Source organism: Kitasatospora sp. NPDC004745 (assembly GCF_042873275.1).
Taxonomy (GTDB): Bacteria; Actinomycetota; Actinomycetes; order Streptomycetales; family Streptomycetaceae; genus Kitasatospora.
In genome coordinates, this window is sequence record NZ_JBIALK010000017.1 from 1 (window position 1) to 26,393 (window position 26,393).

22 protein-coding genes, 1 rRNA gene and 1 riboswitch are annotated in these 26,393 nt (G+C 72.8%); of the genes, 15 read left to right on the forward strand and 8 right to left on the reverse strand.

The window, feature by feature from the left end; genetic code table 11:
• From rrf to ACFYUY_RS25060, 12 genes are all read left to right on the forward strand, one after another.
• A 5S ribosomal RNA gene (gene rrf, locus ACFYUY_RS25005) occupies positions 1 to 83 on the forward strand; the annotation flags it as partial.
• A gap of 98 nt (positions 84 to 181) precedes the next feature.
• Positions 182 to 802 carry a CDP-alcohol phosphatidyltransferase family protein gene (locus tag ACFYUY_RS25010; protein WP_387903820.1) on the forward strand — a complete coding sequence of 207 codons (621 nt, stop codon included), beginning with the start codon at positions 182 to 184 and terminating at the stop codon, positions 800 to 802.
• 124 nt (positions 803 to 926) lie between these two features.
• Positions 927 to 3,422, forward strand: a complete 2,496-nt coding sequence (locus tag ACFYUY_RS25015) for a mannose-1-phosphate guanyltransferase (RefSeq protein ID WP_360223041.1) — start codon at positions 927 to 929, stop codon at positions 3,420 to 3,422.
• 170 nt (positions 3,423 to 3,592) lie between these two features.
• A complete protein-coding gene (locus ACFYUY_RS25020) occupies positions 3,593 to 4,702 on the forward strand; it encodes a DUF881 domain-containing protein (protein WP_387903823.1) in 1,110 nt (369 codons plus the stop codon).
• Positions 4,699 to 5,031, forward strand: a complete 333-nt coding sequence (locus ACFYUY_RS25025; protein ID WP_030062488.1) for a small basic family protein — start codon at positions 4,699 to 4,701, stop codon at positions 5,029 to 5,031. Before ACFYUY_RS25020 ends, ACFYUY_RS25025 begins: the two co-directional genes overlap by 4 nt.
• Positions 5,015 to 6,355, forward strand: coding sequence for a DUF881 domain-containing protein (locus ACFYUY_RS25030; RefSeq protein WP_387903825.1), 1,341 nt, complete (start codon positions 5,015 to 5,017; stop codon positions 6,353 to 6,355). The genes ACFYUY_RS25025 and ACFYUY_RS25030 overlap by 17 nt, the downstream gene beginning before the upstream one ends.
• A gap of 226 nt (positions 6,356 to 6,581) precedes the next feature.
• On the forward strand, positions 6,582 to 7,463 hold the full coding sequence (locus ACFYUY_RS25035; RefSeq protein WP_387903827.1) for an FHA domain-containing protein: 882 nt from the start codon (positions 6,582 to 6,584) through the stop codon (positions 7,461 to 7,463).
• A 152-nt stretch (positions 7,464 to 7,615) separates the two neighbouring features.
• Positions 7,616 to 8,338, forward strand: coding sequence for a MerR family transcriptional regulator (locus ACFYUY_RS25040; RefSeq protein ID WP_387903829.1), 723 nt, complete (start codon positions 7,616 to 7,618; stop codon positions 8,336 to 8,338).
• A gap of 99 nt (positions 8,339 to 8,437) precedes the next feature.
• Positions 8,438 to 8,914, forward strand: a complete 477-nt coding sequence (locus tag ACFYUY_RS25045; RefSeq protein WP_030303568.1) for a bifunctional nuclease family protein — start codon at positions 8,438 to 8,440, stop codon at positions 8,912 to 8,914.
• A 237-nt stretch (positions 8,915 to 9,151) separates the two neighbouring features.
• Complete coding sequence (locus tag ACFYUY_RS25050) at positions 9,152 to 9,796, forward strand: MerR family transcriptional regulator (RefSeq protein ID WP_360223050.1); 645 nt, start codon at positions 9,152 to 9,154, stop codon at positions 9,794 to 9,796.
• 122 nt (positions 9,797 to 9,918) lie between these two features.
• Positions 9,919 to 10,611, forward strand: a complete 693-nt coding sequence (locus ACFYUY_RS25055) for a vancomycin high temperature exclusion protein (RefSeq protein ID WP_387904071.1) — start codon at positions 9,919 to 9,921, stop codon at positions 10,609 to 10,611.
• A gap of 94 nt (positions 10,612 to 10,705) precedes the next feature.
• Positions 10,706 to 12,103 carry a DNA polymerase IV gene (locus ACFYUY_RS25060; protein ID WP_360220941.1) on the forward strand — a complete coding sequence of 466 codons (1,398 nt, stop codon included), beginning with the start codon at positions 10,706 to 10,708 and terminating at the stop codon, positions 12,101 to 12,103.
• A gap of 148 nt (positions 12,104 to 12,251) precedes the next feature.
• Here ACFYUY_RS25060 and ACFYUY_RS25065 read toward each other — a convergent pair whose 3' ends face one another.
• Together ACFYUY_RS25065 and ACFYUY_RS25070 are read right to left on the reverse strand one after the other, a co-directional pair.
• Positions 12,252 to 13,745, reverse strand: a complete 1,494-nt coding sequence (locus ACFYUY_RS25065) for an MFS transporter (protein ID WP_360220944.1) — start codon at positions 13,743 to 13,745, stop codon at positions 12,252 to 12,254.
• A 223-nt stretch (positions 13,746 to 13,968) separates the two neighbouring features.
• Positions 13,969 to 15,096, reverse strand: coding sequence for a PRC and DUF2382 domain-containing protein (locus ACFYUY_RS25070; RefSeq protein WP_387903833.1), 1,128 nt, complete (start codon positions 15,094 to 15,096; stop codon positions 13,969 to 13,971).
• Positions 15,097 to 15,319: 223 nt separating this feature from the next.
• Positions 15,320 to 15,423, forward strand: a riboswitch (glycine riboswitch).
• Positions 15,424 to 15,658: 235 nt separating this feature from the next.
• On the opposite strand from ACFYUY_RS25070, the gene gcvP reads away from it, so the two are divergent.
• On the forward strand, positions 15,659 to 18,559 hold the full coding sequence (gene gcvP, locus ACFYUY_RS25075; RefSeq protein WP_387903835.1) for an aminomethyl-transferring glycine dehydrogenase: 2,901 nt from the start codon (positions 15,659 to 15,661) through the stop codon (positions 18,557 to 18,559).
• Between the two features lie 105 nt (positions 18,560 to 18,664).
• Here the strand turns inward: gcvP and ACFYUY_RS25080 are convergent, their stop codons facing one another.
• Positions 18,665 to 18,856, reverse strand: coding sequence for a DUF5999 family protein (locus ACFYUY_RS25080; protein ID WP_360220953.1), 192 nt, complete (start codon positions 18,854 to 18,856; stop codon positions 18,665 to 18,667).
• A 408-nt stretch (positions 18,857 to 19,264) separates the two neighbouring features.
• Positions 19,265 to 19,834 carry a hypothetical protein gene (locus ACFYUY_RS25085; protein WP_387903837.1) on the reverse strand — a complete coding sequence of 190 codons (570 nt, stop codon included), beginning with the start codon at positions 19,832 to 19,834 and terminating at the stop codon, positions 19,265 to 19,267.
• A 369-nt stretch (positions 19,835 to 20,203) separates the two neighbouring features.
• Here ACFYUY_RS25085 and ACFYUY_RS25090 point away from each other — a divergent pair, with 369 nt between their 5' ends.
• On the forward strand, positions 20,204 to 21,709 hold the full coding sequence (locus tag ACFYUY_RS25090) for a glutamate--cysteine ligase (protein ID WP_360220959.1): 1,506 nt from the start codon (positions 20,204 to 20,206) through the stop codon (positions 21,707 to 21,709).
• 76 nt (positions 21,710 to 21,785) lie between these two features.
• Entirely contained in the window at positions 21,786 to 22,574 is a 789-nt protein-coding gene (locus ACFYUY_RS25095) for a CPBP family intramembrane glutamic endopeptidase (RefSeq protein ID WP_360220961.1), read from the forward strand.
• Here ACFYUY_RS25095 and ACFYUY_RS25100 read toward each other — a convergent pair.
• The 4 genes from ACFYUY_RS25100 to ACFYUY_RS25115 form a co-directional block, all read right to left on the reverse strand.
• On the reverse strand, positions 22,552 to 23,085 hold the full coding sequence (locus ACFYUY_RS25100; RefSeq protein WP_387903839.1) for an HAD domain-containing protein: 534 nt from the start codon (positions 23,083 to 23,085) through the stop codon (positions 22,552 to 22,554). The genes ACFYUY_RS25095 and ACFYUY_RS25100 overlap by 23 nt on opposite strands.
• Before the next feature lie 210 nt (positions 23,086 to 23,295).
• A complete protein-coding gene (locus ACFYUY_RS25105) occupies positions 23,296 to 23,997 on the reverse strand; it encodes a dienelactone hydrolase family protein (protein WP_387903842.1) in 702 nt (233 codons plus the stop codon).
• A 101-nt stretch (positions 23,998 to 24,098) separates the two neighbouring features.
• Positions 24,099 to 25,508: a sugar porter family MFS transporter gene (locus ACFYUY_RS25110; protein ID WP_360220970.1), complete on the reverse strand. Its 1,410-nt coding sequence runs from the start codon at positions 25,506 to 25,508 to the stop codon at positions 24,099 to 24,101.
• A 238-nt stretch (positions 25,509 to 25,746) separates the two neighbouring features.
• The gene (locus ACFYUY_RS25115; protein ID WP_360220973.1) at positions 25,747 to 26,388 is read right to left on the reverse strand and encodes an FMN-binding negative transcriptional regulator; all 642 of its coding nucleotides are present in this window, start codon (positions 26,386 to 26,388) and stop codon (positions 25,747 to 25,749) included.
• Between the last annotated feature and the right edge of the window lie 5 nt (positions 26,389 to 26,393).

Sequence of the window (26,393 nt, forward strand, 5' to 3'; positions counted from 1 at the left end):
ACATTCCGAACCCGGAAGCTAAGCCTCACAGCGCCGATGGTACTGCAGGGGGGACCCTGTGGGAGAGTAGGACGCCGCCGAACAATTCTTCGAGAGAAGCCCCCGCCGGGTGAACCGGACGGGGGCTTCTCTGTTGTAAGGTCAACGTGCAGTGTCGTCACACGGATCAGGAGGCCCCCGGGTGGAGGTCCAGGAGACGCGGGTCCAGACCGATCGCGTCCTCACCATCCCCAACCTGCTCAGCATGGGCCGGCTGGTCGGCGTTCCGCTTTTTCTCTGGCTGATTCTCTGGCCGGTCTTCGACGGCCCCAACAACGACGGTTGGGCGCTGCTGATCCTGGCGTTGAGCGGGATCAGCGACTACCTGGACGGAAAGCTCGCCCGGCGGTGGGGGCAGATCAGCCGGGTGGGGCAGCTGCTCGATCCGCTGGCGGACCGGCTCTATGTGCTGTCCACCCTGGTCGGATTGACCTGGCGTGAGATTCTGCCGTGGTGGCTCACGGTGATTCTGCTGGCGCGTGAGGTGTTTATCGCCGCGCTGCTTCCCATTCTGAACCGGCACGGTTACGGACCGCTGCAGGTGAGTTTTCTGGGGAAGGCCGCGACCTTCAACCTGATGTACGCGTTTCCGCTCCTGCTGCTCGGCAGCGTGGACAGCTGGATCGCGCGGCCGGCCGAGGTGGTCAGCTGGGCCTTCATCTGGTGGGGGACCACGTTGTACTGGTGGGCCGGTATTCTCTACGCCGTTCAGGCGCGGCGCATCATCCGGGCGAGTACCGCGGGCTCCGCGTCCGCAGTCTGAGACACGGGCTGAGAGAAGTCCCACGTCGTATCGGTGCGTCGGACGATACCTTCAGGGTAGAGATCCCTCTGGAACGGTTTGATGGACCTGCAGGTCCACCACCGCGAAGGAGGACGCACCCGTAATGAAAGCCGTAGTCATGGCAGGGGGCGAAGGCACCCGACTCCGCCCGATGACCTCGAGCATGCCGAAGCCGCTGCTACCGGTGGCCAATAGGCCGATCATGGAGCACGTGCTCCGGCTGCTGAAGCGGCACGGTCTCTCCGACACCGTCGTCACCGTCCAGTTCCTGGCGTCACTGGTCAAGAACTACTTCGGTGACGGCGAGGACCTGGGCATGCATCTGACCTATGCCCACGAGGAGACGCCGCTCGGCACTGCGGGGAGTGTCAAGAATGCCGAGGACGCACTGAAGGACGACTCCTTCCTGGTGATCTCCGGCGACGCGCTGACCGACTTCAATCTCTCCGAATTGATCGACTTTCACCGCAGTAAGGACGCACTGGTCACCGTCTGTCTCACCAGGGTGCCGAATCCCCTGGAGTTCGGAATCACGATCACCGATGACGACGGACGCGTCGAGCGGTTCCTGGAGAAGCCGACCTGGGGGCAGGTCTTCTCCGACACCGTGAACACCGGTATCTACGTGATGGAACCCGAGGTCTTCGACTACGTGGCGGCGGGTGAGTCCGTCGACTGGTCGAGCGACGTCTTCCCGCAGCTGTTGAAGGAGGGCAAGCGGGTCTACGGGTACGTCGCCGAGGGCTACTGGGAGGACGTGGGCACCCACGAGAGCTATGGGAAGGCCCAGGCGGACGTCCTGGAGGGCAAGGTGGACGTCGAGATCGACGGCTTCGAGATCTCCCCGGGGGTCTGGGTCGCCGAGGGCGCCGAGGTGGACCCGGAGGCCGTCCTGCGGGGCCCGCTGTACATCGGTGACTACGCCAAGGTCGAGGCCGGGGTGGAGATCCGTGAGCACACCGTGCTCGGCAGCAACGTGGTGGTCAAGCGCGGCGCCTTCCTCCACAAGGCGGTGGTGCACGACAACGTCTACGTCGGGCCGCAGAGCAACCTGCGCGGCTGCGTGGTGGGCAAGAACACCGACGTGATGCGGGCCGCGCGGATCGAGGACGGCGCGGTCATCGGGGACGAGTGCCTGATCGGCGAGGAGTCGATCATCGGGGCGAACGTCCGCGTCTACCCGTTCAAGACCATCGAGGCCGGCGCCGTGGTCAACACCTCGGTGATCTGGGAGTCCCGCGGCCAGGAGCACCTCTTCGGGCTCCGGGGCGTCTCCGGGATCCTGAACGTCGAGATCACCCCGGAACTGGCCGTGCGGCTGGCCGGCGCGTACGCCACGACCCTGAAGAAGGGGGCGACCGTCACCATCGCGCGTGACCACTCGCGTGGTGCGCGTGCGCTCAAACGGGCGATGATCTCGGCGCTCCAGACCTCCGCGATCGACGTCCGGGACCTGGAGAACGTGCCGATGCCGGTGGCCCGGCAGCACACCGCGCGCGGGAGCGCCGGCGGCATCTTCCTGCGGACCACACCGGGGGTGCCGGACTCACTGGACATCCTCTTCTTCGACGAGCGCGGGGCCGACCTCTCGCAGGCCGGGCAGCGCAAGCTGGACCGCGTGTACGCGCGCCAGGAGTACCGGCGCGCCTTCCCCGGCGAGATCGGCGACCTCACCTTCCCGTCCAGCGTCTTCGACTCCTATGCGGGCAACCTGCTGCGGGCCGTGGACACCACGGGCGTCCGGGAGGCCGGGCTGAAGGTGGTCGTCGACACCGCGCACGGCAGCGCGGGCCTCGTCCTGCCCAGCATCCTCGGGCGGCTCGGGGTGGAGGCGCTGACCGTCTCCAGCGGGCTGGACGAGGCCAGGCCGACGGAGGACGCGGAGGAGCGGCGGGCCGGGCTGGCCAGGCTCGGGGAGCTGGTGGCCTCCTCCCGGGCGGCCTTCGGCGTCCGCTTCGACCCGGTCGGCGAGCGCGTCGCCTTCGTCGACGAGCTCGGGCGGGTGATCGACGACGACCGGGCCCTGCTGGTGCTGCTGGACCTGGTCGCGGCCGAGCGGCGCAGCGGCCAGGTGGCGCTGCCGGTGACGACCACCAGGATCGCGGAGCAGGTCGCGGCGTACCACGGCACCCAGGTCATCTGGACCACGACGACCCCGGACGACCTCGCGAAGGCGGCTTCCGCCGAGGGCACCGTGTTCGGCGGGGACGGGCGCGGCGGTTTCGTGGTGCCGGAGTTCAGTGGGGTGCTGGACGGGGCCGCGGCCTTCGTCCGGCTGGTCGGCCTGGTGGCGCGCACCCAGCTCACGCTGAGCCAGATCGACGCCCGGATCCCGCAGGCGCACATCCGCCGCCGGGACATCGCCACGCCGTGGGCCGCCAAGGGCATGGTCATGCGTTCGGTGGTGGAGGCGGCCGGCAGCCGGCGGCTGGACACCACCGACGGCGTCCGCGTCGTCGAGGCGGACGGGCGCTGGACGCTGGTGCTGCCGGACCCTGCCGAGGCGACCACCCACCTGTGGGCGGAGGGCCCGGACGACGAGGCGACCGAGGCGCTGCTGGACGAGTGGGCCGCGGTGGTCGACGGGGCAGGTCGGTGACGACGACACCGGTCTGACCGTGGAACGGTCCTGACCAGCGGGGCGTGCGGCGGAAGCCGTGCGCCCCGCTGTCCGTTTCACACCCTTCGGCCTGATCCGTCACTTTGCGTCGTGTTTGCAGCTCAGGGGGCGTGCACGGGGCCCGTCTCCGACGTGGGACGATGGTCCGCATGCCAGCGACGCCGACGCCGAGTGCTCCGAACGGACGGTACAACCGCCCGGACGCCTCGATGTCCCTGCTGACCAACGTGATGGACCACAGCCTCGACGAGGGATACGCCGAGGCGGCCGCGGCCCGCGGCGGCGACCGCGACGGCCGGATACCCAGGACGGCCCGCGGCCTGCTCACGCTGGGCGCCGGGCTGGCCCTGGTCGGGGCCGTGGTGACGGTCGGCGCGGTGAACGCGCACAAGGCGGAGCCGACGCTGGCCAAGGAGCGGGACGCGTTGATCCACCGGATCAACGACAGCAACGGCTCGGCGGACCACCTGCAGCAGCAGGTCCAGGACCTGCGGCGCAAGGTCGAGAGCACGCAGCAGCAGGCGCTCGCCACGGGGAGCGGCGACGCCGGCGGGCTGACCGGTGCGGTGGGGCTGGGCGAGGTGACGGGACCGGGGGTGAAGCTGGTCCTGGAGGACGCCGCCGGGACCGGCGGCGGGGGCAACGTCGACCCGCGGGCCGGGCAGGGCTTCTCCAACAGCGGCCGGCTGCGGGACCGCGACCTGCAGCTCGTGGTGAACGGTCTGTGGGGATCCGGGGCGGAGGCGGTGGCGATCAACGGCCAGCGGCTGACCGCCCTCTCGGCGATCCGGGCCGCGGGCGAGGCGGTGCTGGTGGACAACCGGCCGCTCGTCCCGCCGTACAACATCCAGGCGATCGGGGACGGCCCGAAGCTCCTCACCGCCTTCGAGAACGACATGGCCGGGCAGTACCTGCGGCTGCTCCAGGAGAAGTACGGCATCAAGTCGACCCTCTCCGCGCAGAAGAGCCTGACGCTGCCGGCGGCCGTGGGCGTCTCGCTGCGGACCGCGCAGCCCGTCACCCCCGAGCCCTCACCCACGGCGAGCCCGTCGGCCGCGCCGAGCGCGACGCCGTCGCCCACGGCCGGAACCTCCGAGAGCCCGAGCGCGCCCGTCCCACCGTCCGCGAGCGGCACCGGCACGCCCTCGGGCCCCGCGCGCCGGACCCCGGGCGCCACCACCAAGACCACGACAGCCCACTCGTCCACGACGGCCCCGACCGGGTCGTCGTCCGCAGGGACAGGAGCAGCTAGACCGTGATTGCCGTACTGGGTCTCGTGATCGGGGTGGTCGTCGGGCTCTTCGTCCAGCCCGAGGTGCCGGACGCCGTCGTGCCGTACCTGCCGATCGCGGTGGTGGCGGCGCTGGACGCCGTGTTCGGTGGTGTCCGGGCGATGCTGGACGGGATCTTCAACGACAAGGTGTTCATCGTCTCCTTCCTCTCGAACGTGGTGGTCGCGGCGCTGATCGTGTTCCTCGGTGACCAGCTGGGCGTCGGCTCGCAGCTGTCCACGGGCGTGGTCGTCGTCCTCGGCATCCGCATCTTCTCCAACGCGGCCGCGATCCGGCGCCATGTCTTCCGTGCCTGAGCCGGGCCGCGCGGCGGCGGAGGAGAACGTGGACGGACGGGCCGAGGAGGCGGCGCCCGGGGCGACCGCGGCGAAGGACGCGGCGGGGGTGCCCGGGAAGGCCGTTCAGCGGGTTCCCGCGCCGGCCGCCGAGCAGCCCGCCGAGGCGGCCGGGGAGCGCCCGGAGGCCGCTGCGGCGGTGGACGCGGTCGCGCCGGCGGACCCCGCGGGGGAGGCCGGGGACGCCCGGGCCGAGGACGTCGAGGGCGTGGAGGAGACCGGGCCGGTGGAGCCGGCCGGGGACGCTCCGACGGAGCCCGCGGCGACCGGGGCCGAGGCGGCGCCTGCGCCCGAGCCCGGGGCCGTGGCCGCGGCGGTGGCCGAGCCGACCCTGCAGCTCACCAAGGTGGTGCGGCCGGAGGCGGAGCGGAAGCCGGCGGAGCGGAAGCCGGAACCGGCAGCCGCGTCCGCGTCCGGGGTGGAGCCGGAGCGGGAGCCGCCGTCCGTGCCGGTGGTCGAGGCGGCTCCGGAGCGCGAACAGGAGCAGGAGCAGGAGCAGGAGGCCGGAGAAGGGGCCGGGGACGAGGCCGGGAGCGATCAGCCGCCCGCCGCGGACCGCAGCGCCGGGCGGCGGCGCCTGAAGGCGGCGCTGTGGCCGCCGAGGCTGTCCCGCGGGCAGCTGGTGGTGGCCCTGCTGCTGTTCTCCCTCGGACTGGCCCTGGCGATCCAGGTGCGGTCGACCAACGACCACCACAGCCAGCTGCGCGGGGCCCGCCAGGAGGACCTGGTCCGGATCCTCGACGAACTGGACAGCCGCCAACAGCGTCTACAGCAGGAGAAGGCGGAGTTGGAGCAGTCCCTGGCCAAGTTGGAGAACAGCTCCAACCAGGCCAAGGAGGCCCAGGAGCAGACCAGGAAGAAGACGACGGAACTCGGCGTGCTCGCCGGTACCGTCAAAGCCACTGGTCCGGGCATCGTACTGACGGTCGATGATCCCCAAGGGCAGGTGAAGGCAGATATGCTGCTGGACACCCTGCAGGAACTTCGAGCGGCGGGGGCGGAGGCGATTCAGATCAACGATGTGCGCGTGGTGGTCAACACCTACTTCACCGACCTCTCGGGCGGTGGTGTGCAGATCGACGGGAAGAAGGTCTCGCAGCCCTATCGGTTCACCGTCGTGGGGAACCCGCAGGACCTGACGCCCGCGCTGAACATCCCGGGAGGCGTCGTCCGCACCCTGGAGAGCCACCAGGCCCGGGCGACGATCGCGCAGCAGCAGAAGGTCGTCGTGGACGCCCTCGTGGATCTGAAGACGCCGCAGTACGCCAAGCCGGCTTCGAAGTGACGGGGCACCCGACGAACGTCCCGTCACGTGCGGGCGGCACCCGGAGCGGGGCGCCGCCGTCGCGTGGGCGAGACTGGTTCGCACGAGTACGCACCGGAGCACCAACCGCAGCACATTCCGTCGGAGCACCGCTCCAGCGGGTCCGGACCGCAACCGGGCCCGCTGCCTGTCCGAGGTTCTCACCCTGCCCCGCGGGCGGGTCTGTCACACGCAAGGGGATTCGCCCGTGAGTTTCTTCTCGAAGTTGTTCGGTCGCAACAAGGGCCGCGACGCGGCCGCCGTCGAGGCGCCCACCGCGCGCCACCGCCGGCCCGAGGACGAGCCCGCCGTGCCGGGCATGCGGCCTGCCCCCGAGGCGCCGCAGTACGCCGAGCAGCAGCTGTTCCGGGACGGCGGCGCCGCCCAGTACGCGGGGAATCCCGCCGGCTACGGCGCGTCGGTTGACCCTTCCGGCGACCCGCGCATAGGTTTCCAGTCGGGACCCTCAACCTCTGGTGGAGGGTTTGCCCCGGATCCGTACGCCGGGCACAACCCGTCGGGTGTGCCGCGCCAGGAGGCTGTGAACATGGCTGGCCCGACTCCGTGCCCCAGGTGCGGCAACCAGAACCCGGCCTCGGCCCGGTTCTGTTCCAACTGCGGTACGGCGCTGCGCGGCGGCCTGATCCCCGAGGGGGCGGCGGAGACCACGTCGACCATCTCCATCTCGGGCCTGGAGTCGTACGACCCCAACACCACGACCGGCACCGGCGCCACGCCGGCCCTGTCGGCCGAGGTGCTGTCGGCCATCGACGCGCTCCCGCCGGGCTCGGCCCTGCTGATCGTGCAGCGCGGCCCGAACTCGGGCAGCCGGTTCCTGCTGGACTCGGACGTCACCACGGCCGGCCGTCACCCGCAGGGCGACATCTTCCTGGACGACGTCACGGTCTCGCGCCGGCACGTGGAGTTCCGCCGCACGCCGGCCGGCTTCAGCGTCGCCGACGTGGGCAGCCTCAACGGCACCTACGTCAACCGGGAGCGGATCGACGAGGTGTCGCTGAACAACGGCGACGAGGTGCAGATCGGGAAGTACCGGCTGGTGTTCTTCGCCGGCCACAACCGGGGGTACTGAACCCAACGTCGGCAGGAGCCCGAGTGAGTACGAATCCCCCCTCACCTTCTCTCGGGGCGACCACCCCCGCGTCGTCCGGTCCGCAGGCGGACCGTGGCGGGCGCGGGGTGGTCGCGGGCCCCAGGCAGCCGGTCCGCCCGGACCGGCCGGGGGTGCGTCGGCGCGGCGGCGACGAGCTGCTGAGCATCGGCGCCGTGCTGGCCTTCCTGCGCGACGACTTCCCCGAGGTCACCATCTCCAAGATCCGCTTCCTGGAGGCGGAGGGGCTGGTCGAGCCGCAGCGCACGCCCTCGGGGTACCGCAAGTTCAGCCCGGCCGACGTCGAGCGGCTGGCCTACGTCCTGCGCATGCAGCGGGACCACTACCTGCCGCTGCGGGTGATCCGCGAGCACCTGGACGCGATCGAGCGCGGTGAGGCCCCGCCCGCGCTGCCGCCCTCCGCCGACACCCGGCCCGGCCCGCTGGAGGAGGCCGACCGCGAGCTGGTCGCCGCCGCCGACGCGGCGTCCGGGGTCCGGCTGGGGCGGGCCGAGCTGCTGGCGGCCGCCGAGGCCGGGGAGCAGGAGCTGGCCGAGTGGGAGTCCTACGGCCTGGTCGCGCCTGGTGCGGACGGCGGGTACGACGGTGAGGCGCTGCAGGTCGCCCGGCTGGTCGCGGAGCTCGGCCGGTTCGGGCTGGAACCGCGCCACCTGCGGGCCATGAAGGCGGCCGCGGACCGCGAGGTCGCCCTGGTGGAGCAGGTGGTGGCGCCGCTGCGCCGGCACCGCAACCCGCAGACCAGGGCCCACGCGGAGGCCACCGCCAGGGAGCTCGCCACGCTGTCCGTCCGGCTCCACGCGGCGATGGTGCAGGCCGGTCTGCGCACGCGCGGGTAGCCGCCCGGGCCGCCGGCCAGGCGGCCGGGTGCACCGCCCTGACCAGCGGCGTCGGCCCTGCGCTTTCATATCCGGGAGCGGAGCCATAGGGTTGCCTGTGTGAATGAGCTCGACGTCGTGGGTGTCCGAGTGGAGATGCCTTCCAACCAGCCGATCGTGCTGCTTCGGGAGGTCGGGGGCGATCGGTACCTGCCGATCTGGATCGGCCCCGGCGAGGCGACCGCGATCGCCTTCGCCCAGCAGGGCATGACGCCGGTGCGCCCGCTGACGCACGACCTGTTCAAGGACGTCCTGGAGGCGCTGGGACAGCAGCTCACCGAGGTCCGGATCACCGACCTGCGGGAGGGCGTCTTCTACGCCGAGCTGGTCTTCGCCGGCGGGGTCGAGGTCAGCGCGCGGCCGTCCGACGCGATAGCGCTGGCGCTGCGCACCGGGACGCCGATCTACGGGAGCGAGGAGGTGCTCGCCGAGGCGGGCATCGCGATCCCGGACGAGCAGGAGGACGAGGTCGAGAAGTTCCGCGAGTTCCTCGACCAGGTGTCGCCCGAGGACTTCGGGGGCAGCGGCCCGCAGTAGCGCGAACGGGACGGTGTACTGATCAGGTAGCCGTCGCACCGGTCGTTTTGCCAAAAACCGTCCATCTACCCACACTAGGGGCACGAAAAACCACTCTCCTGAGTGACGTGGTTTGTCCGGCCCGGCGTGGCGATCGTTGACGGGTCATAGGGGACTGCCTACCGTCAGGAGTGGCTGTCCGGGTGACCGATGCCCGCAGTCTCGGGTTGCCCGCAGCACCAGTGGACGGAGGTAGGCATGAGCAGCACCGGCGACGACGCGGCCGTGGGAGGCCTGTGCGCCGTGCACCTGCCGCGCACCGCTCGTACCGTGACGGACCTGCCCCGGGTGAGCAGGTTCCCGGCCGTGCAGCCGGGGCAGCCAGCCATCGAGCGGCTGGCCCCGACGTCCGAACTGATCGGCTACCGCGGCCCGACGGCCTGTGCGGCGGCCGGCATCACGTACCGCCAACTGGACTACTGGGCCCGCACCGGACTGCTGGAGCCCAGCGTCCGCAGCGCGTACCCGGCGACCAGCCAGCGGCTCTACAGCTTCCGCGACATCCTGCTGCTGAAGATCGTCAAGCGGCTGCTCGACGCGGGCGTCTCGTTGCAGAACATCCGGGTGGCCGTCGCCCATCTGCAGGCCGCCGAGCAGGGTGACCTGGCCGGGATGACGCTGCTGTGCGACGGTGCGACGGTGTACGAGTGCACCACGCCGCAGCAGGTGGTCGACCTGCTGAAGGGCGGTCAGGGGGTGTTCGGCATCGCGGTCGGAGCGGTCTGGCAGGAGCTGGAGCGGGTGGTCGCGCGGCTGCACGCCGAACGCACCGACACCGGCGAGACGGTGGTCGGCCACGACCCGGGGGACGAGCTGGCGCAGCGCCGCAACCGGGCGGTCTGACCGACGATCTGACGAGGCCGTGGGCCCGAACGGGAACCGTTCGGGCCCACGGCCTCGTCGTTTCGCCCGGTGACGAGACCGAGGGAGGGCACGTGGGGTTCGGCGGCGCGGTGACGGACCGGCTGAGACGGCGGGGCGGGCGGCTGGTGGCCGCACTGCGGGAGCGGCCCGCGCAGCGCAGGGCCTTCCAACTGGGGACTGTGCTCTGCTCCCTGGCGCTCGCGCCGAGCGCCTGGCTGTGGGTCTCGGCGGGCGACCGGGTGGGCACGGTGGAGAGCGTGCCGGCGGCGCCGGTCGCGGTGGTCTTCGGCGCCGGGCTGGACGACGGCAGGCCGTCCCCGTACCTGGAGCACCGGCTGGTCGCGGCACTGGACCTGTACCGGGCCGGGAAGGTGCAGGCGATCCTGGTCACCGGGGACAACGGGCGGGACAGCTACGACGAGCCGGACGCGATGCGGCGGTACCTGATCGAGCACGGCGTGCCCGAGGTGCGGGTGGTGGGCGACTACGCGGGCTTCGACACCTGGGACTCCTGCACCCGCGCGCGGCGGGTGTTCGGGGTGGACCGGGCGGTGCTGGTCAGCCAGGACTTCCACGTCCGCCGGGCGCTGGCGCTCTGCGCGGCCGCGGGCATCGACGCGCACGCCGTCGCGGTGCCGGAGCCGCACGACGTCACCTGGCTGTACGGCGGGCTGCGGGAGGTCCCGGGGGCCGGCAAGGCGGCGGTCAACGCCTGGCTGCGGCCGGACCCGGTCTTCCTCGGGCCCCGCGAGGAGGGCATCCCGAGGGCCCTGGCGGACGCCGCCCGGCGGTAGGCCGCTCCGCCGGGCCCGGAGCCCGGCGGGCCCGGCGGCGGGGGCGTCGGCCGGGTTCGTACGCACTGTCGGACCCGTGGGCGATGATCGGCGGGTGCGATCACTGCCGAGCATCATCCACCTCGACATGGACGCCTTCTTCGCGGCGGTGGAGCAGGCGGCCAAGCCGAGCCTGCGCGGGAAGCCGGTGATCGTCGGCGGGCTCGGCGGGCGCGGGGTGGTCTCCACGGCCTCCTACGAGGCGCGCAGGTTCGGGGTCCACTCGGCCATGCCGATGGCGCAGGCGCGCCGGCTCTGCCCCAACGCGGCCTTCCTGGCCGGGCGGTTCGAGGCCTACCGGCAGGTCAGCGAGATCGTGATGGGCCTGCTGCGGGAGCTGTCGCCGCTGGTGCAGCCGCTCAGCCTGGACGAGGCGTTCGTCGACCTGGAGGCCGGCCCGTACGGTCCGGTGCTGGCCGAGGCCGACCACGGGACGGGGGAGCGGCTGGTGCTCGCCCTGGCGGAGGACCTGCGGGCCGACATCCTCGAGCGCACCGGGCTGACCGCTTCGGTGGGGGCGGCCGGGTCCAAGCTGATGGCGAAGATCGCCTCCGAGCAGGCCAAGCCGGACGGGCTGGTGCTGGTCGAGCCCGGGCAGGAGCGCGCCGTCCTCGGCCCGATGCCCGTCCGGGCGCTGCCGGGGATCGGGCCGGCCACCGAGCAGGTGCTGCGGCGGGCCGGGCTGAGCACGGTGGCCGACCTGGCCGAGGCCGGCGAGAGCGAGCTCGTCCAGCTGCTCGGGCGCTCGCACGGCGCGGGGGTGTTCCAGATGTCCATAGGGCTGGACGAGCGCCCGGTGGTGGCCGACCAGGACGCCAAGTCCGTCTCCGTGGAGGACACCTTCGAGGTGGACCTCGCCGACCGGGACCGGGTGCTGCGCGAGGTGGAGGTGCTGGCCGCCCGGTGCGTCCGGCGGCTGCGCGCGGCCGGGCGCTCCGGGCGGACGGTGGTGCTGAAGGTCCGGCGGTTCGACTTCTCGACGCTGACCCGGTCGGAGACGCTGCGCGGGCCCACGGACGACGAGGCGGTGATCACCGAGACGGCGCGCCGGCTGGCGGCCCAGGTGGACATCACGGGCGGGATCCGGCTGCTCGGCGTGGGCGTCGCCCAACTGGCCGACTACACCCAGGAGGACCTCTTCGCGCAGGCCCTCCGGGAGGAGGCCGCGGAGCACCCGGAGGCGGCGGAGGGGGAGGCCGAGGAGGAGCCGGCGACGGCCGTCCTGCGGCGCTGGCTGCCCGGGCAGGACGTCCGGCACGCGGAGCTGGGGCCCGGATGGGTGCAGGGCAGCGGCGTCGGGCGGGTCACCGTGCGGTTCGAGACGCCGTGGAGCGGGCCGGGGCGGATCCGGACCTTCGCGGTGGACGATCCGGCGCTGGAGCCGGCCCGGCCGCTGCCGTTGCGCGGGGGCGGCGAGGAGGCGGCGGGGGAGCCGGGCCCGGCCGGGCGGTGAGACGCGAAGCGGCCCCACCCGGTCCAGGGGGAGTACCGGGTGGGGCCGCATTACCGTGCCGGACCCCGGTGCGGTCGTGATGCCCTCACGACCGGCCGGGGGCCGGGCCCCCGCGCCCTGTCCCGGGGCGCGGGGGTCGGACGCCTCGTCAGGCGTCGGTCTTCACCAGCTCGGGGCCGGCGTTCTGGTCGGCCGCGCCGCCCTGGGCGACGGTGGTGGCCGGCTTGACGGTGCGGATCAGGAAGGGGACGGCGCCGGCGACGGCGCAGACCACGGCCGCGGCCCAGAACGCGTGCTTGTAGGCGTCCAGGGTGGGCAGCGTCAGCGGGATCTGCGGGGGCAGCTTCATGGTGTCGCCGGTCAGGATGGCGGCCATCACGGCGGTGCCGATCGCACCGCCGACGGTGCGCAGCACGGCGTTCATGCCGTTGGCGATGCCGCTCTGCTCCACCGGGACGGCGCCGTTGATGTAGGCCGGCATCGCGGAGAAGGCCAGGCCGATGCCCAGACCGAAGATCGCCGAGGCGGTGTAGATGTCACCCTCGCTGCTGTGCCGCAGGGCCAGGTAGGCCATCGCGACACCACCGAGGACGCCACCGAGGACCAGCGGCAGGCGCGGGCCGCGGCGGGCGATCAGCATCGCGCCGAGCGGGGCGGCCACCATCGAGCCGATGGCGGACGGCAGCAGCATCACGCCGGCGTGCAGGACGGTCGCGGTGAAGCCGTAGTGGGTGAGCTTCTCCGGGGTCTGGGCGAAGTTGCTGATCACCATGAACGAGCCGTACATGCCGAAGCCGATCAGCAGGCCGGCCAGGTTGGTGAAGGCGACGGCCGGGCGGGACATCATCCGCATGTCGACCAGCGGGTGGGCGACCTTGGTCTCGATGACGCCCCAGATCAGGGCGACGACGGCGGCCACGGCGAACAGGCCGAGGGTCTTGGTGGAGGTCCAGCCCCAGTGGTTGCCCTGGCTGACCGCGACCAGCAGCGCGGAGAGCCAGCCGGCCAGGGTGAGGGCGCCGAGCGGGTCGGCGCCGCCGTCCTTGTCGGTGACCGGGTCGGACGGGACGCGCAGGGCGACCAGCAGGACGGCGAGCAGGCCGAAGGCCAGACCCATCCAGAAGATCGACTTGTAGCTCCAGTGCTCCAGCAGGAGACCGGTGGCCACCAGGCCGAGGCCGGAGCCGACGCCCATCGAGGCGCTGATGGCGGCGACGCCGCCGGTCACCTTCTGCTTGGGCAGCTCGTCGCGGACGATGCTGATCGCCAGCGGGAGCACGCCACCGCCGGCGCCCTGCAGGACACGGGCGACGACCAGCCAGGTGAACGAGTGGGTGCTGACCGCCAGCGCCGAACCGGCGACCAGACCCGCCAGCGAGATGAGCAGCATCGGCTTGCGGCCCCGGAGGTCGCCGAAGCGGCCCAGCAGGGGAGTCAGCACGGCGGCGGAGAGCAGGTTGGCGGTCATCAGCCAGGTGATGCTGGACGCGGAGACGTTCAGTTCCTTGGCCAGCGAGGGCAGGATCGGGACGACCGCGGTCTGCACCACGCTGAACGACAGCATCGCCAGGATGAGGGCCGGCAGGACCCGGGCGCTGCTCTGCTTCTCGGCCGCGATGGTGGGCTGGGGTGCCTCACTCACGGTTGCTTCCTCCCGTACATAGTGAATGAACTGAAGTAACCATGCCGGGAGATACTTCAGAGTGTCAAATATCGATCGGTGAAGCTTTGGCAAAGTCGAAGGATCCCGGTGCCGGCGGCGGGCCGAGCGGTGCCGTCCGGGCGCAGCGCGAGGCCCCCGGACCGAGGGTCCGGGGGCCTGGTGGAGCGGGTCAGGAGGGCTGGTGGAGCCCGTCGGGGCGGCGTCAGGACAGCGGGCGCAGGGCCGCGGGGCGGCCGTTGTCGGCAGCCGGGGCGGAGCCGGGGGTCGGAGCGTGGTCCGGGCTCTGGCCCGCGGTGTGGTCCGGGGTGTGGCCCGGGCTCTGGGAGGAGGACCCGGGGGCGCCGGGAGCCGAGGTCTCGTCGTGGACCTCGACGTGCTCGCGCCGCAGCTCGTCCGTGACCACCTCCTCGGCGGTGTACCGCTCGACCACCAGGCGGACCCGCTCGATCGGGGCGAGGTACTTGCGGACCACCGGGCGCTCCTCGCGCAGGGTGACCTCCTCCACCGCCTCGGCGATGTCCTTCTCGGTCAGCGAGGCGCGCTCGGCCTCGCTCACCGGCATCCGCTCCACCCGGACCCGCTCGCGCACCACCGGGACGCGGCGCTCGACCGGCTCGCTGGTCACGTACTTGCGCAGCTTCGCGGTGCCCAGGACGTGCCACTCGGTGGTGATGTCCAGGCGCTCCTCGCGGCAGGTGATCTCCAGCGGGCCGCTGGGGGAGGAGGACGACGGGGTGTCCGCCCCGGGGGCCGGGGTGGTCGCGGGCGGGACGACCTGCGGCTTCGGCTCGACGACGGGTGCCGCCGCCGCGGCGGCGGCGACGGGAGCGAGGGTGCTGAGAGTGCGCACGCTGGCCTCCGGGGCGGTGCTGGTGCTCGTGGCGGTGGTCGGGGAGGGAGTGGGGGCGGGGGAGAGGAGGGCGGCGGCCTTCGCGGGCTCGGCCGCCGGGGTGGAGCCGAAGTCGAGGTCGGGCTGCGCGGGCCGGTCGCCCGACCCGTTGGCCGACCCGCCCTCGACGGGGGTGTCGAGGCCGTAGTAGCGGTAGAGCTGGAGCTCCTGGGCGGGCGAGAGGTGCTGGCCGACGCCGAAGTCCGGCGAGTCCTTGACCAGCGACTTGTCGTACGGGACCCGGAGCTCCTCGCCGGAGAACTCGCTCGTGGTCAGCGGGACGAAGGCGTCCCGGCCGAAGATGCCGGTCCGGACGGCCGCCCACTCCGGCTGGCCGGTCGCGTCGTCCAGGTAGACCTCGTCGACCGTGCCGATCTTGTCCCCGTTGCGGTCGACCGCCTTGTGGCCGATGAGGTCCCGGGGGTCGATGTCGGTTTGCACTCTTTCCTCCAGTGCGCTGCACCTGCGGAACTCCCGCAGGACGGCGTCGGAGCACCCGTCCCGTCCGCCACTTCACACCAAAAGCCATGAACCGGGCGGGCGCGACCGGTGCGCCGCCGGACGGGCTGCGCGTTGGGCCGTCCGGGGTACGCGCGTAGACCCCGGGTGACCTGACGCACCCGTGATCGGACGGCCTCCCGCTGGTACCCTGGGCGGCGACCGCCGAGCCCGCTCGGGAGAGTCCCCGCCGGCGGAATCCGCTGGTCGGGGCGCCGAAGGAGCAACTCCTCCCCGGAATCTCTCAGGCATCCGTACCGTGCGGGATAGGTCACTCTGGAAAGCAGGGCAGGAGCGTCGGCACGTGAGCCGGCGACACCACCCTCACCGACGGTGCAAGCCGACGGCGCGCCACCGCGTGTCGTGCGGGCGAAGCTCTCAGGTCCCGATGACAGAGGGGGAGGCCTGTCGGGTTCGTCCGCCCAAGTCGCTCCGCTGCCCGCAGCGGGGTAGGCCCGCCGGCGTGCGTACCCCCGCCGGTCCGTGACCAGGAGGCCTCGACCACATGAACGCCCAGCCGAACGCGGGACGCCCCACCGGCGCCTCGACCCTCACCGAGCTTGAGCTGGCCAGCCCCTTCGAGAACCGCCACATCGGCCCCGACGCCTCCGCGCAGGAGAAGATGCTGGCGTCCATCGGCTACGGCTCGCTCGCCGAGCTCGCCGACACCGCCGTTCCCGAGGCGATCCGCTCCATCACCGCGCTGGACCTGCCCGCGGGCCGCAGCGAGGCGCAGGTCCTCGCCGAGCTGCGCGAGCTGGCCGGCCGCAACCAGGTGCTCCAGCCGATGATCGGCCTGGGCTACTACGGCACCTTCACCCCGCCGGTGATCCTGCGCAACGTCATGGAGAACCCGGCCTGGTACACCGCCTACACGCCGTACCAGCCGGAGATCTCCCAGGGCCGCCTGGAGGCGCTGCTCAACTTCCAGACCCTGGTCTCCGACCTGACCGGCCTGCCGACCTCCGGCTCCTCGCTGCTCGACGAGGGCACCGCGGCCGCCGAGGCGATGGCACTGGCCCGCCGCGTCACCAAGGTCAAGGGCGGCGTCTTCCTGGTCGACGCCGAGACCCTGCCGCAGACCGTCGCGGTGATCCAGACCCGCGCGGAGCCGACCGGTGTCGAGGTCGTCGTCGCCGACCTGTCCGCCGGCATCCCGGCCGAGATCGTCGAGCGCGGCGTCTTCGGCGTCCTGCTCCAGTACCCGGGCGCCACCGGCGTGGTCCGCGACCTCACCCCGCTCGTCGAGCAGGCGCACGGCCTGGGCGCGATCGTCGCCGTCGCCGCCGACCTGCTGGCGCTCACCCTGCTCAAGTCCCCGGGCTCGCTCGGCGCCGACATCGCCTGCGGCACCTCGCAGCGCTTCGGCGTGCCGATGGGCTTCGGCGGTCCGCACGCCGGCTACCTGTCGGTGCGCGCGGAGTACGCCCGCTCGCTGCCCGGCCGCCTGGTGGGCGTCTCGGTCGACTCCGACGGCAACCGCGCCTACCGCCTGGCGCTGCAGACCCGCGAGCAGCACATCCGCCGCGAGAAGGCCACCAGCAACATCTGCACCGCCCAGGTGCTGCTCGCCGTGATGGCCTCCATGTACGCCGTGTACCACGGTCCGGACGGCCTGGCCGACATCGCCCGCCGCACCCACCGCTACGCCGCCGCCCTCGCCGAGGGCCTGCGCGCCGGCGGCGTCGAGCTGCTGCACGGCGAGTTCTTCGACACCGTCACCGCCGTCGTCCCGGGCCGGGCCGCCGAGATCGCCGCGGCCGCCCGCGCCAACGGCGTCAACGTGTACCAGGACGGTGCGGACCGGATCTCGGTCTCCACCGACGAGACCACCACCCGCGAGCACCTGGCCGGTGTCTGGGCCGCCTTCGGCGTCCCCGCGGTCGAGGTCGCGGAGGCCGCCGACGCGCTGCCGGCCGCGCTGCTGCGCGAGGACGAGTACCTGACCCACCCGGTCTTCCACAGCCACCGCTCGGAGACCGCCATGCTGCGCTACCTGCGCCGCCTGTCGGACCGGGACTACGCGCTGGACCGCGGCATGATCCCGCTGGGCTCCTGCACCATGAAGCTCAACGCGACCACCGAGATGGAGGCGGTGACCTGGCCGGAGTTCGGCCAGCTGCACCCCTTCGCGCCGATCGAGCAGGCCCAGGGCTACCTCACCCTGATCCGCCAGCTGGAGCAGCAGCTGGTCGAGGTGACCGGCTACGACGCCGTCTCGATCCAGCCGAACGCGGGCTCGCAGGGCGAGCTGGCCGGCCTGCTGGCCGTCCGCGCCTACCACCAGGCCAACGGCGACACCCAGCGCGACGTCTGCCTGATCCCCTCCTCCGCGCACGGCACCAACGCGGCCTCGGCCGTGATGGCCGGCATGCGCGTGGTCGTGGTGAAGACCCTGGTCGACGGCGACGTGGACGTCGACGATCTGAAGGCCAAGATCGAGCAGCACCGCGACAGCCTCGCCGTGCTGATGGTCACCTACCCATCCACCCACGGCGTGTACGAGACCGAGATCACCACCATCTGCGCCCTGGTGCACGAGGCCGGCGGCCAGGTGTACGTGGACGGTGCCAACCTGAACGCGCTGGTCGGCCTCGCCAAGCCGGGCAAGTTCGGCGCGGACGTCTCGCACCTGAACCTGCACAAGACCTTCTGCATCCCGCACGGCGGTGGCGGCCCGGGCGTCGGCCCCGTCGCGGTGCGCGCCCACCTGGCGCCGTACCTGCCGAACCACCCGCTCCAGGAGGAGGCCGGCCCGGCCACCGGCGTCGGCCCGATCTCGGCGGCGCCGTGGGGCTCGGCGGCCATCCTCCCGATCTCCTGGGCGTACGTCCGGCTGATGGGCGGCGAGGGCCTCAAGCGCGCGACCCAGGTCGCGGTGCTGAACGCCAACTACATCGCCAAGCGGCTGGCCCCGCACTTCCCGGTGCTCTACACCGGCCCCGGCGGGCTGGTCGCGCACGAGTGCATCATCGACCTGCGCCCGCTGACCAAGGAGACGGGCGTGACGGTGGACGACATCGCCAAGCGCCTGATCGACTACGGCTTCCACGCGCCGACGATGTCGTTCCCGGTGGCCGGCACGCTGATGATCGAGCCGACCGAGTCCGAGGACCTGCACGAGATCGACCGGTTCTGCGACGCGATGATCGAGATCCGGGCCGAGATCGACAAGGTCGGCTCGGGCGAGTGGGCCGCCGAGGACAACCCGCTGCGCAACGCCCCGCACACCGCCGCCGCCCTGGCCGGTGACTGGGCGCACGGCTACTCGCGGCAGGAGGCGGTCTTCCCGGCCGGCGTGAACCCGGCGGACAAGTACTGGCCGCCGGTCAGCCGGATCGACGGCGCGTACGGCGACCGCAACCTGGTCTGCTCCTGCCCGCCGCTGGACGAGTACGGCGTCTGACCGCGTCCAGACCCCGCGCGGTGACGCGCACGGCAGGGCCCCGGCGGAGCGATCCGCCGGGGCCCTGCCCGTCGTCGTCCGCGGCGGCTGCCCCCGCCGGCGCGGTCAGGCCGCGTGGGCGACGGCGCGGCGCGGGGCGATCACCCGGCCGTCGGGCAGCAGCTCTCCGGTGTCCTCGAACATCAGGACGCCGTTGCAGAGCAGGCTCCAGCCCTGCTCCGGGTGGCAGGCCACCGTGACGGCGGCCTCGCGGTCCTCGGACTCCGCCGACGGGCACTCAGGACGGTGCTGGCACATACGCGTACCCTCGCTTCGCTCTGCGATCCTCCCCCGTGATGCGGTCGCCGGCGGTGGAGCCGTCGGGAGCCGCCGCGGTAGCCGGATCCTGTCCGCGCACCGACCAGGTGTGGACCGGCGCTCAAGTGGGTAGGACAGGTGGTCCTTCCACGCTGGTTCCCAGTGTCGGCATCTGCGGACGCGCGCGCAGCGATTTCGTGACATGCGCCACAACTCCCCGGCATAGATCACCCGTTCAGGTGGGTCCGGCGGGAATCCGCGCACCGACGGGTCAGTCCGGGCATGGCCCGAGGCGACCATGCCGGATGACTCGTCCGGGTGGTCCGGGAGGGTGTGGGCGGCGCGCGCGCCGACGGGCCACCGGATGCGCTGACCCGGTGGCCCGTCGGTGGCGGTGGCGGCGGTCCTTCAGGAGGAGAGCAGCAGCGGCTTGGCGAGCGGCGCCCGGGCGAGCAGTGGCAGCAGCTCGGCCGCCGGGTAGGCGCGGTGCGCGGTGACGCCGAGCGGGGCCGGGGCCAGCGGGATCAGCTGGTCGGCGTCCGGGCCGGCGTCCGGGCAGTGCAGCCACAGCGCCGTCGCGTACTGGCCGGGGAAGGTCAGCAGGCGCGGCTGCTGCCGGGCCCGGGAGCCCTGCGCGATCTGCCAGGCCTGGCGCAGCGCCCGGACCGTCGAGTCGAGGTAGGGGCCGGCGGTGAAGTGGGAGAAGGTGTGGCCCTCGACGCTCTGGACCACCTCCGCGGCGGCGGCCACCTCGGCGCCGTCCTTGATCAGGAAGCGCCAGCCCGTGCGGCGGGCGGCGGGGAGCTCGGGGCGCGGCCCGTCCAGGACGTGGACGGCGAGTGCGTGCGCGGGCAGCAGCGGGCCGATCGGACGGCGCAGCGCCGCGGCGGCCGGTTGGCGCAGCGCCGTGTCCGAGTCGAGCGCGGCCAGGACGGCGCGCAGCGCGCTCGGCGGGGGTTGTGGGGTCTGCAGAGTCATGGCGGGGTCCGCCTCTCCGTGCGAGATCGGCGTGCGAGTGCGGCATACCGGCGTGGCGCGGCGTGTCATCGGTGACGGGACCCGGCCGTGTCCGGTTGTGCATGATCGCGGTGCCGGCGCGGTCGCCGCCGTCGACGAGGGCCTCGGGGCGGGGAGCGGACCGGCCGCAGCGCAGTGCGAATTCTATCGAACAGGTGCGCAGGGTGACCTGTTTATCACAGGCGGTGGCGCCGGGCAAGTCGGCAGATTCGCTGAATACGCGTCAGTTTCCTTGCATTGCAAGCCAGTACAAGCATTCGGGTATCGATCTTCGAGGTGGGCATGATGCTTGCACGGTCGGGTCGGCCGGTGGCTCAGGAGGAGGGGACCGTGGGCGAGAAGGTCGTGGCGACTCGGGCCGATCTGGCGGACCGGCAGCTGTACCGGCGCAAGCTCCAGGCCTGTCTCGACGCGCTGGGGCGGATGCTGCGGGAGGACCGCTTCGACCGGCCGCGGGCCGTGATGGGCCTGGAGATCGAGCTCAACCTGGCCGACGAGGAGGGCCTGCCGGCCCTGCGCAACGCCGAGGTGCTGAGCGCGATCGGCTCCAGCGACTTCCAGACCGAGCTCGGGCAGTTCAACGTCGAGGTCAACATCGTCCCGCACCGGCTCTGCGGGCACGTCTTCGAGGAGCTGCGCGAGGAGATCGACACCGGGCTGCGCTACGCCGACCGGCGGGCCGCGGAGGCCGGCGCCCGGATCGTCATGGTGGGCATCCTGCCGACGCTGGAACACGGCCACACCGGGCTGGACGCGATCTCCCACAACCCGCGCTACAGCCTGCTCAGCGACCAGATCCTGGCCGCCCGCGGCGAGGACATCGCCCTGGACATCGAGGGGGTCGAGCACCTCCAGCTGGAGACCATCACCATGGTGGCCGAGGCGGCGGCGACCTCGCTGCAACTGCACCTGCAGGTGACCCCGGAGCGCTTCTCCTCGGTGTGGAACGCGGCCCAGGCGATCTGCGGGCCGCAGCTCGCGCTCGGCGCCAACTCGCCGTTCCTGTTCGGGCGGGAGCTGTGGCGGGAGACCCGTCCGGTGCTCTTCCAGCAGGCCTGTGACACCCGTACGGCGGAGCTCAAGGCCCAGGGCGTGCGCCCGATCACCTGGTTCGGCGAGCGCTGGGTGGACTCCGCGTACGACCTGTTCGAGGAGAACCTGCGGTACTTCCCGGCGCTGCTGCCGATCTGCGACGACGAGGACCCGCTGAAGGTGCTCGCCTCCGGCGGCGCGCCCCGGCTCGCCGAGATGCGGCTGCACAACGGCACGATCTACCGCTGGAACCGGCCGGTGTACGACGTCGCCGGCGGGGTGGCGCACCTGCGGGTGGAGAACCGGGCGCTGCCCGCCGGCCCGACGGTGGCCGACACCCTCGCCAACGCCGCCTTCTACTACGGGCTGGTGCGGGTGCTCGCCGAGCAGTCCCGGCCGGTCTGGACCCGGCTGCCGTTCGAACGGGCGGAGGAGAACTTCCGGCAGGGCGCCCGGTACGGCATCGACGCGGTGTTCCACTGGCCGCGCCCGGGCCGGGCAGGCCGCAGCGGCGGGCTGACCACGGTGTCCGCCGTCGACCTGGTGCTCAACGAGCTGCTCCCGATGGCCCACCAGGGGCTGGACGAGTGGGGCGTGGAACCCGCCGACCGGGACCGCTACCTGGGGATCATCGAGCAGCGCTGCCTGCGCCGCACCAACGGCGCCTCCTGGCAGAGCGCCACCTTCCACCGGCTGCGCGAGCAGTACGGGATGGACCGGTCGGCCGCGCTGGCCGCGATGACCAGGCGCTACGTCGAGCACATGCGGGGCGGCGAGCCGGTGCACACCTGGCCGGTCGGCTGACCGTCCGGCTGTGTCAGGATGATCGCTCCGGCGGTCGGCCGACGGCCGGAGCGCCGCCCGCCCCGCTGGAGCCCCCGTGACCACCGTCCCGACCGCGCCGGAGACCGATCGGCCCACGCGCCGGCTGCTCGGTGCGGAACTGCTGATCGTCCTCGGCCTCTCGCTCGGGGCCAGCGGCGTCAGTGCGCTGATCAGCTTCGCCGGCTCGCTCACCGAACCCCTCACGCTCGGCCAGCAGGTCGCCACGCTCAACGGCTCGCGCGCGCCCGGGCGGCCCTGGCTGGACCTGGTGTGGCAGCTGTACTACATCGGGCGCGGCCTGATGCCGGTGGTGCTGGTCGGCTACCTGCTGGTGCGCGAGGGCGTCTCGCTGCGGATCCTGGGCTTCGACCTCGGGCAGAAGCTGCGCGACCTCGGCCGGGGCGCCGCCGTGGCGGCGGTGATCGGCGGCTCCGGACTGGCGCTGTACCTGGGCGCGCAGGCGGCCGGGTACAACCTGACCGTGGCGCCCTCCGGGCTGCCGGACGTGTGGTGGCGGGTGCCGGTGCTGCTGCTCTCCGCCTGGCAGAACGCCGTCCTCGAGGAGGTCGTCGTCCTCGGCTACCTGCTGCGCCGGCTGGGTCAGCGGGGATGGTCCTGGCCGGCGGCGGTGGCGGCCAGCTCGGTGCTGCGCGGGTCGTACCACCTGTACCAGGGGGTCGGCGGGCTGGTCGGCAACATGGTGATGGGGGCGGTGTTCTGCCTGCTGTACCGGCGGTGGGGGCGGGTGATGCCGCTGGTGGCGGCGCACGCGCTGATCGACACGGTGGCCTTCGTCGGGTACGCGCTGCTGGCCGGGCACGTCAGCTGGCTGCCGACCCCCTGAGCGGGCGGCGGGCCGTCAGCGGGCGCGGCGGGCGGGCGAGCAGCCGGTCGACGTGCCGGCGCTCCAGCCCCTGGCCCGGGTCGATCGGCAGCAGCAGGCGGTCCCGGCGCCAGAGCGCGCGGCGGACCAGCCGCGGCGGGATGACGTCGTCCACCCAGGCGAACGGGCGGCCCGCCGCGTAGCGCAGCAGCGGGGCCCACTTGCGGGCCGAGAGCAGCTCCATCAGCGGGACGCGCGGGTCACCCGGTTGCGGGACGTCGCCGGTGAAGCGGACCAGCGGGAGCTCGGGCAGGCCGATGGCCGGGGCGACGTGGGTGTTGGCGTGCTCCTCCCAGGTCGTCGCCCAGACGAGCTCGTAGCTGCCGGCCAGCTCGCGCAGCCAGGCGCCGTGCCGCTCCGAGAGGAGCACCGAGTATCCGAGCAGGGTGTGGGTGTCGAATCCGGCGTCCGGGTGCGGGCAGACCGGGTTCAGCACCCCGTCGACGTCCAGGAACAGCAGTGGCTTCGGCACCGGTGGCCCCCCAAAGGCGATGGCGTTGCTTGACCGGTCGGACGAGCCGGGGGCACCGCTGGTTGCGTACGGGCGGGCGCACGCGGGGCGCACGGGGCGCTCACGGCGCGAAGGCGGGCTCGCCCGCGGACTCCGGTGCGTCGGCGGTGCCCCTGCGGGCCGGCCGGACGATCCGGCGTCGTGCGCCCGACGGGATCCACAGGACGCGCCCTAACCCAGGTGGCCCCAGAGGAAGCTGAGGGTGCGGCGCCAGGCCGTCCGGGCCTGCAGGGGGTCGTGGGTGCCGAGCAGGTCCTCGTCGTTCATGAAGGCGTGCCCGGCCGGGTAGAAGTGGAACTCGGGGCGGACGTCGGTGGCCTCGCCGATCCGGATCGCGGCCTCGTCGACGGCGGTCTCCGGGATCGAGCCGTCGAGTTCACCGAAGTGCCCGAGGACGTGCGCGGTCAGGCCGCGGTAGTCGAAGTCCGGATCGGGCGGCAGGCCGTAGAAGGGCACCACGGCGGCGACCCGGTCGCCGGCCCGGGCGGCCAGCAGCAGGGCGAGGCCGCCGCCCATGCAGAAGCCGACCACGCCGACCGCGTCGCCGACCACGCCGTCCAGGGAGAGCAGGTGGTCGACCGCCCCGGAGAGGTCCTCGGCGGCCCGTTCGACCGGGAGGTCGCGCTTGAGCCGGGCCGCCTCGGCGCGGTCGTGGGTGGTCTCGCCGCCGAACAGGTCGGGCGCGAGGACGGTGAAGCCCTCGGCGGCGAAGCGGTCGGCCATCGTCGCGATGTGCGAGGTGAGCCCCCACCACTCCTGCACCACCACCAGACCCGGCCCCACGCCCTGCGGCGGGCGGGCCAGGTACCCGTGCGCGGTGCGGCCGGCGCTCGGGAAGGTGGTGTTCTGCCGGGAGCCGCGCTGGTCGGGCATGGCGTCCTCTCGGTGGGTCGGGCCGGGTGCGGCGGGGACTCGACGGGGGAGCGGCCCGGGTGCGCCTCGGGGTGCGCGCCCGGGGTGGCGGCGGGGCGGGCTCAGCCCATCTCCTCCAGGGCGCGGCCCTTGGTCTCCTTGATGCAGTAGGCCACGAACGGGATGGAGAGCAGCGCGAAGACCGCGTAGATGACGTACGTGGCGGACAGGTTCCAGTCGGCGAGGTCCGGGAAGCTGACGGTGATCGCCCAGTTGGCGATCCACTGGGCCGAGGCGGCGACGGACAGCGCGAGCGCGCGGATCCGGTTGGGGAACATCTCGCCGAGCAGCACCCAGACCACCACGCCCCAGGAGAAGGCGAAGCAGAACACGAAGACGTGCGCCGCGACCAGGGCGACGGTGGCGTGGGTGTCGTCGAGGGTGGCGGTGTCGCCGGTGCCGTGCCGGTAGGAGAACGCCCAGGCGGCGGTGGCCAGCGACAGCGCCATGCCGACCGAGCCGGCCAGGGCGAGCGGCTTGCGGCCGATCCGGTCGACCAGCACCATCGCGACGACCGTGCCGATCACGTTGACGATCGAGGTGGAGAGGCTGATCAGCAGGGAGTTGGACTCGTTGATGCCGACCGACTGCCACAGGAAGGACGAGTAGTAGAAGATCACGTTGATGCCGACGAACTGCTGGAACACCGAGGCGCCGATGCCCACCCAGACGATCGGCAGCAGGCCGAACCGGCCGCCCAGCAGGTCCTTGACCCGGGGCTTGTGCGCGGACTCCAGCACCGCGCGGATCTCCGCGACCCTGGCGTCCAGGTCCACGCCCTCGCCCTCCACCTCGAGCAGGACCTTGCGGGCCTGCTCCTCGCGGTGGTCGGCGATCAGGTAGCGCGGGGACTCCGGGATGGCGAGCGCCATCAGGCCGTACACCAGGGCGGGGATGGTCTCCACGCCGAGCATCCACTGCCAGGCCTGGATGCCGCCCAGGTGGCCGGTGGACTCGCCGCCAGCCGCCTGGTTGAGCGCCCAGTTGGCGAGCTGGGAGACGGTGATCCCGAGCACGATCGCCATCTGCTGGAAGGAGGCGAGCCGGCCGCGGTAGGCGGTCGGCGCGACCTCGGCGATGTACGTCGGCGCGATCACCGAGGCGATGCCGATCGCGACGCCGCCGACCACGCGCCAGGTGGCCAGCACCTGGATGCTCGGCGGGAACATCGAGCCGATCCCGCTGATCGCGAAGAGGGTGGCGGCCAGCAGCATGGTGCGGACCCGGCCGAGGTGGTCGGCGAGGCGGCCGGCGGCCACCGCGCCGGCCGCCGACCCGAGCAGCGCGATGGCGACCACGAAGGCCGTCTCGCCGTTGCCCACCCCGAAGTGCTTCTGGATGCCCGTCACCGCGCCGTTGATCACCGCGCTGTCGTAGCCGAACAGGAAGCCGCCCATCGCCGCGGCCGCCGAGATGAAGACCACGTGGCCGAGGTGCGCCTCGCCGGACCGATGGGTGTTGACTGTGGACAAGTGCGCTCCCCGGGTGGACGGCCCGCTCCGAGGGCCGGGTGGGCAGGACTCGTCTCACATTCGAGCAGCGGCGGCGCCGCGGTGCGCGGATTGGGGGCCGAACGGGTGACGGCGTGTCGCCTGAACGGGTGTCAGGACGTCGGCCCGTCGGCCGGTTCGCGGTTCGCGGTGCGGTGCGGTGGGCGTGCCGTGCGGTCCGGCCGGTGCGGGTGTACGGCCCTGCCGGTGCGCCGTGCCGTCAGCGGGTGCGCCGCCGGTGGCGGCGGAGCAGCTGGGTGCGGGCGCCGGCGTCGTGGTCGCGCCGCGGGCCGCCTGAACCCCCGCGTTCGGCGAGCCGGTCGGCGATCTCCTCCTGCGCGACGGGCGGCTTCTTGTCGTCGTACTTGAACTTGGCGCGGACCTCGTCCACCGTCAGGCGGAGGCCGCGCAGGCCGGGCAGCAGTCGGGAGAACTCGCCCTCGCCGGGCACCACCCGGGTGTCCGGGGTCTCCGGCTGGAAGTGCGCCAGCTGGCGGTTGAGGATCTCGGCCTTGCCCGCCGCGGACTCGACCACTTCGGCGGTGCAGTGGAAGTGGACGGAGGCGTAGTAGCTGGTGGGCGTGCCCGGCTCGCCGCGCCAGTGGCCCGGTGCGAAGGCGTAGTCGTCGGTGACGGCGAGGGTCACCTTCGGGTCGGCCCGGACGGCGGCCAGCAGCGGGTTGGGCGCGGCGAGGTGGAGCAGGATCTCGCCGCGGTCGGCGTCCAGCAGGAAGTGCGTCGGGACGAGCACCGGGCCGGCGCCGGGGGCGCCGTTGGCGGCGAGCAGGCCGAAGTCGCGGCCCTCGGCCAGCCAGGCGCGCCACTCCGCCTCGTCGCCGCGGTCCCAGGAGCGGATCAGCATGGGCG

What these genes read in the sequence shown, in the direction of transcription:
- ACFYUY_RS25015 (WP_360223041.1), top strand. Translation starts at nt 927, where the DNA reads ATGAAAGCCGTAGTCATGGCAGGGGGCGAAGGCACCCGACTCCGCCCG.
- ACFYUY_RS25020 (WP_387903823.1), top strand. Translation starts at nt 3,593, where the DNA reads ATGCCAGCGACGCCGACGCCGAGTGCTCCGAACGGACGGTACAACCGC.
- ACFYUY_RS25030 (WP_387903825.1), top strand. Translation starts at nt 5,015, where the DNA reads ATGTCTTCCGTGCCTGAGCCGGGCCGCGCGGCGGCGGAGGAGAACGTG.
- ACFYUY_RS25050 (WP_360223050.1), top strand. Translation starts at nt 9,152, where the DNA reads ATGAGCAGCACCGGCGACGACGCGGCCGTGGGAGGCCTGTGCGCCGTG.
- gcvP (WP_387903835.1), top strand. Translation starts at nt 15,659, where the DNA reads ATGAACGCCCAGCCGAACGCGGGACGCCCCACCGGCGCCTCGACCCTC.
- ACFYUY_RS25080 (WP_360220953.1), bottom strand. Translation starts at nt 18,856, where the DNA reads ATGTGCCAGCACCGTCCTGAGTGCCCGTCGGCGGAGTCCGAGGACCGC.
- ACFYUY_RS25085 (WP_387903837.1), bottom strand. Translation starts at nt 19,834, where the DNA reads ATGACTCTGCAGACCCCACAACCCCCGCCGAGCGCGCTGCGCGCCGTC.
- ACFYUY_RS25105 (WP_387903842.1), bottom strand. Translation starts at nt 23,997, where the DNA reads ATGCCCGACCAGCGCGGCTCCCGGCAGAACACCACCTTCCCGAGCGCC.
- ACFYUY_RS25115 (WP_360220973.1), bottom strand. Translation starts at nt 26,388, where the DNA reads ATGCTGATCCGCTCCTGGGACCGCGGCGACGAGGCGGAGTGGCGCGCC.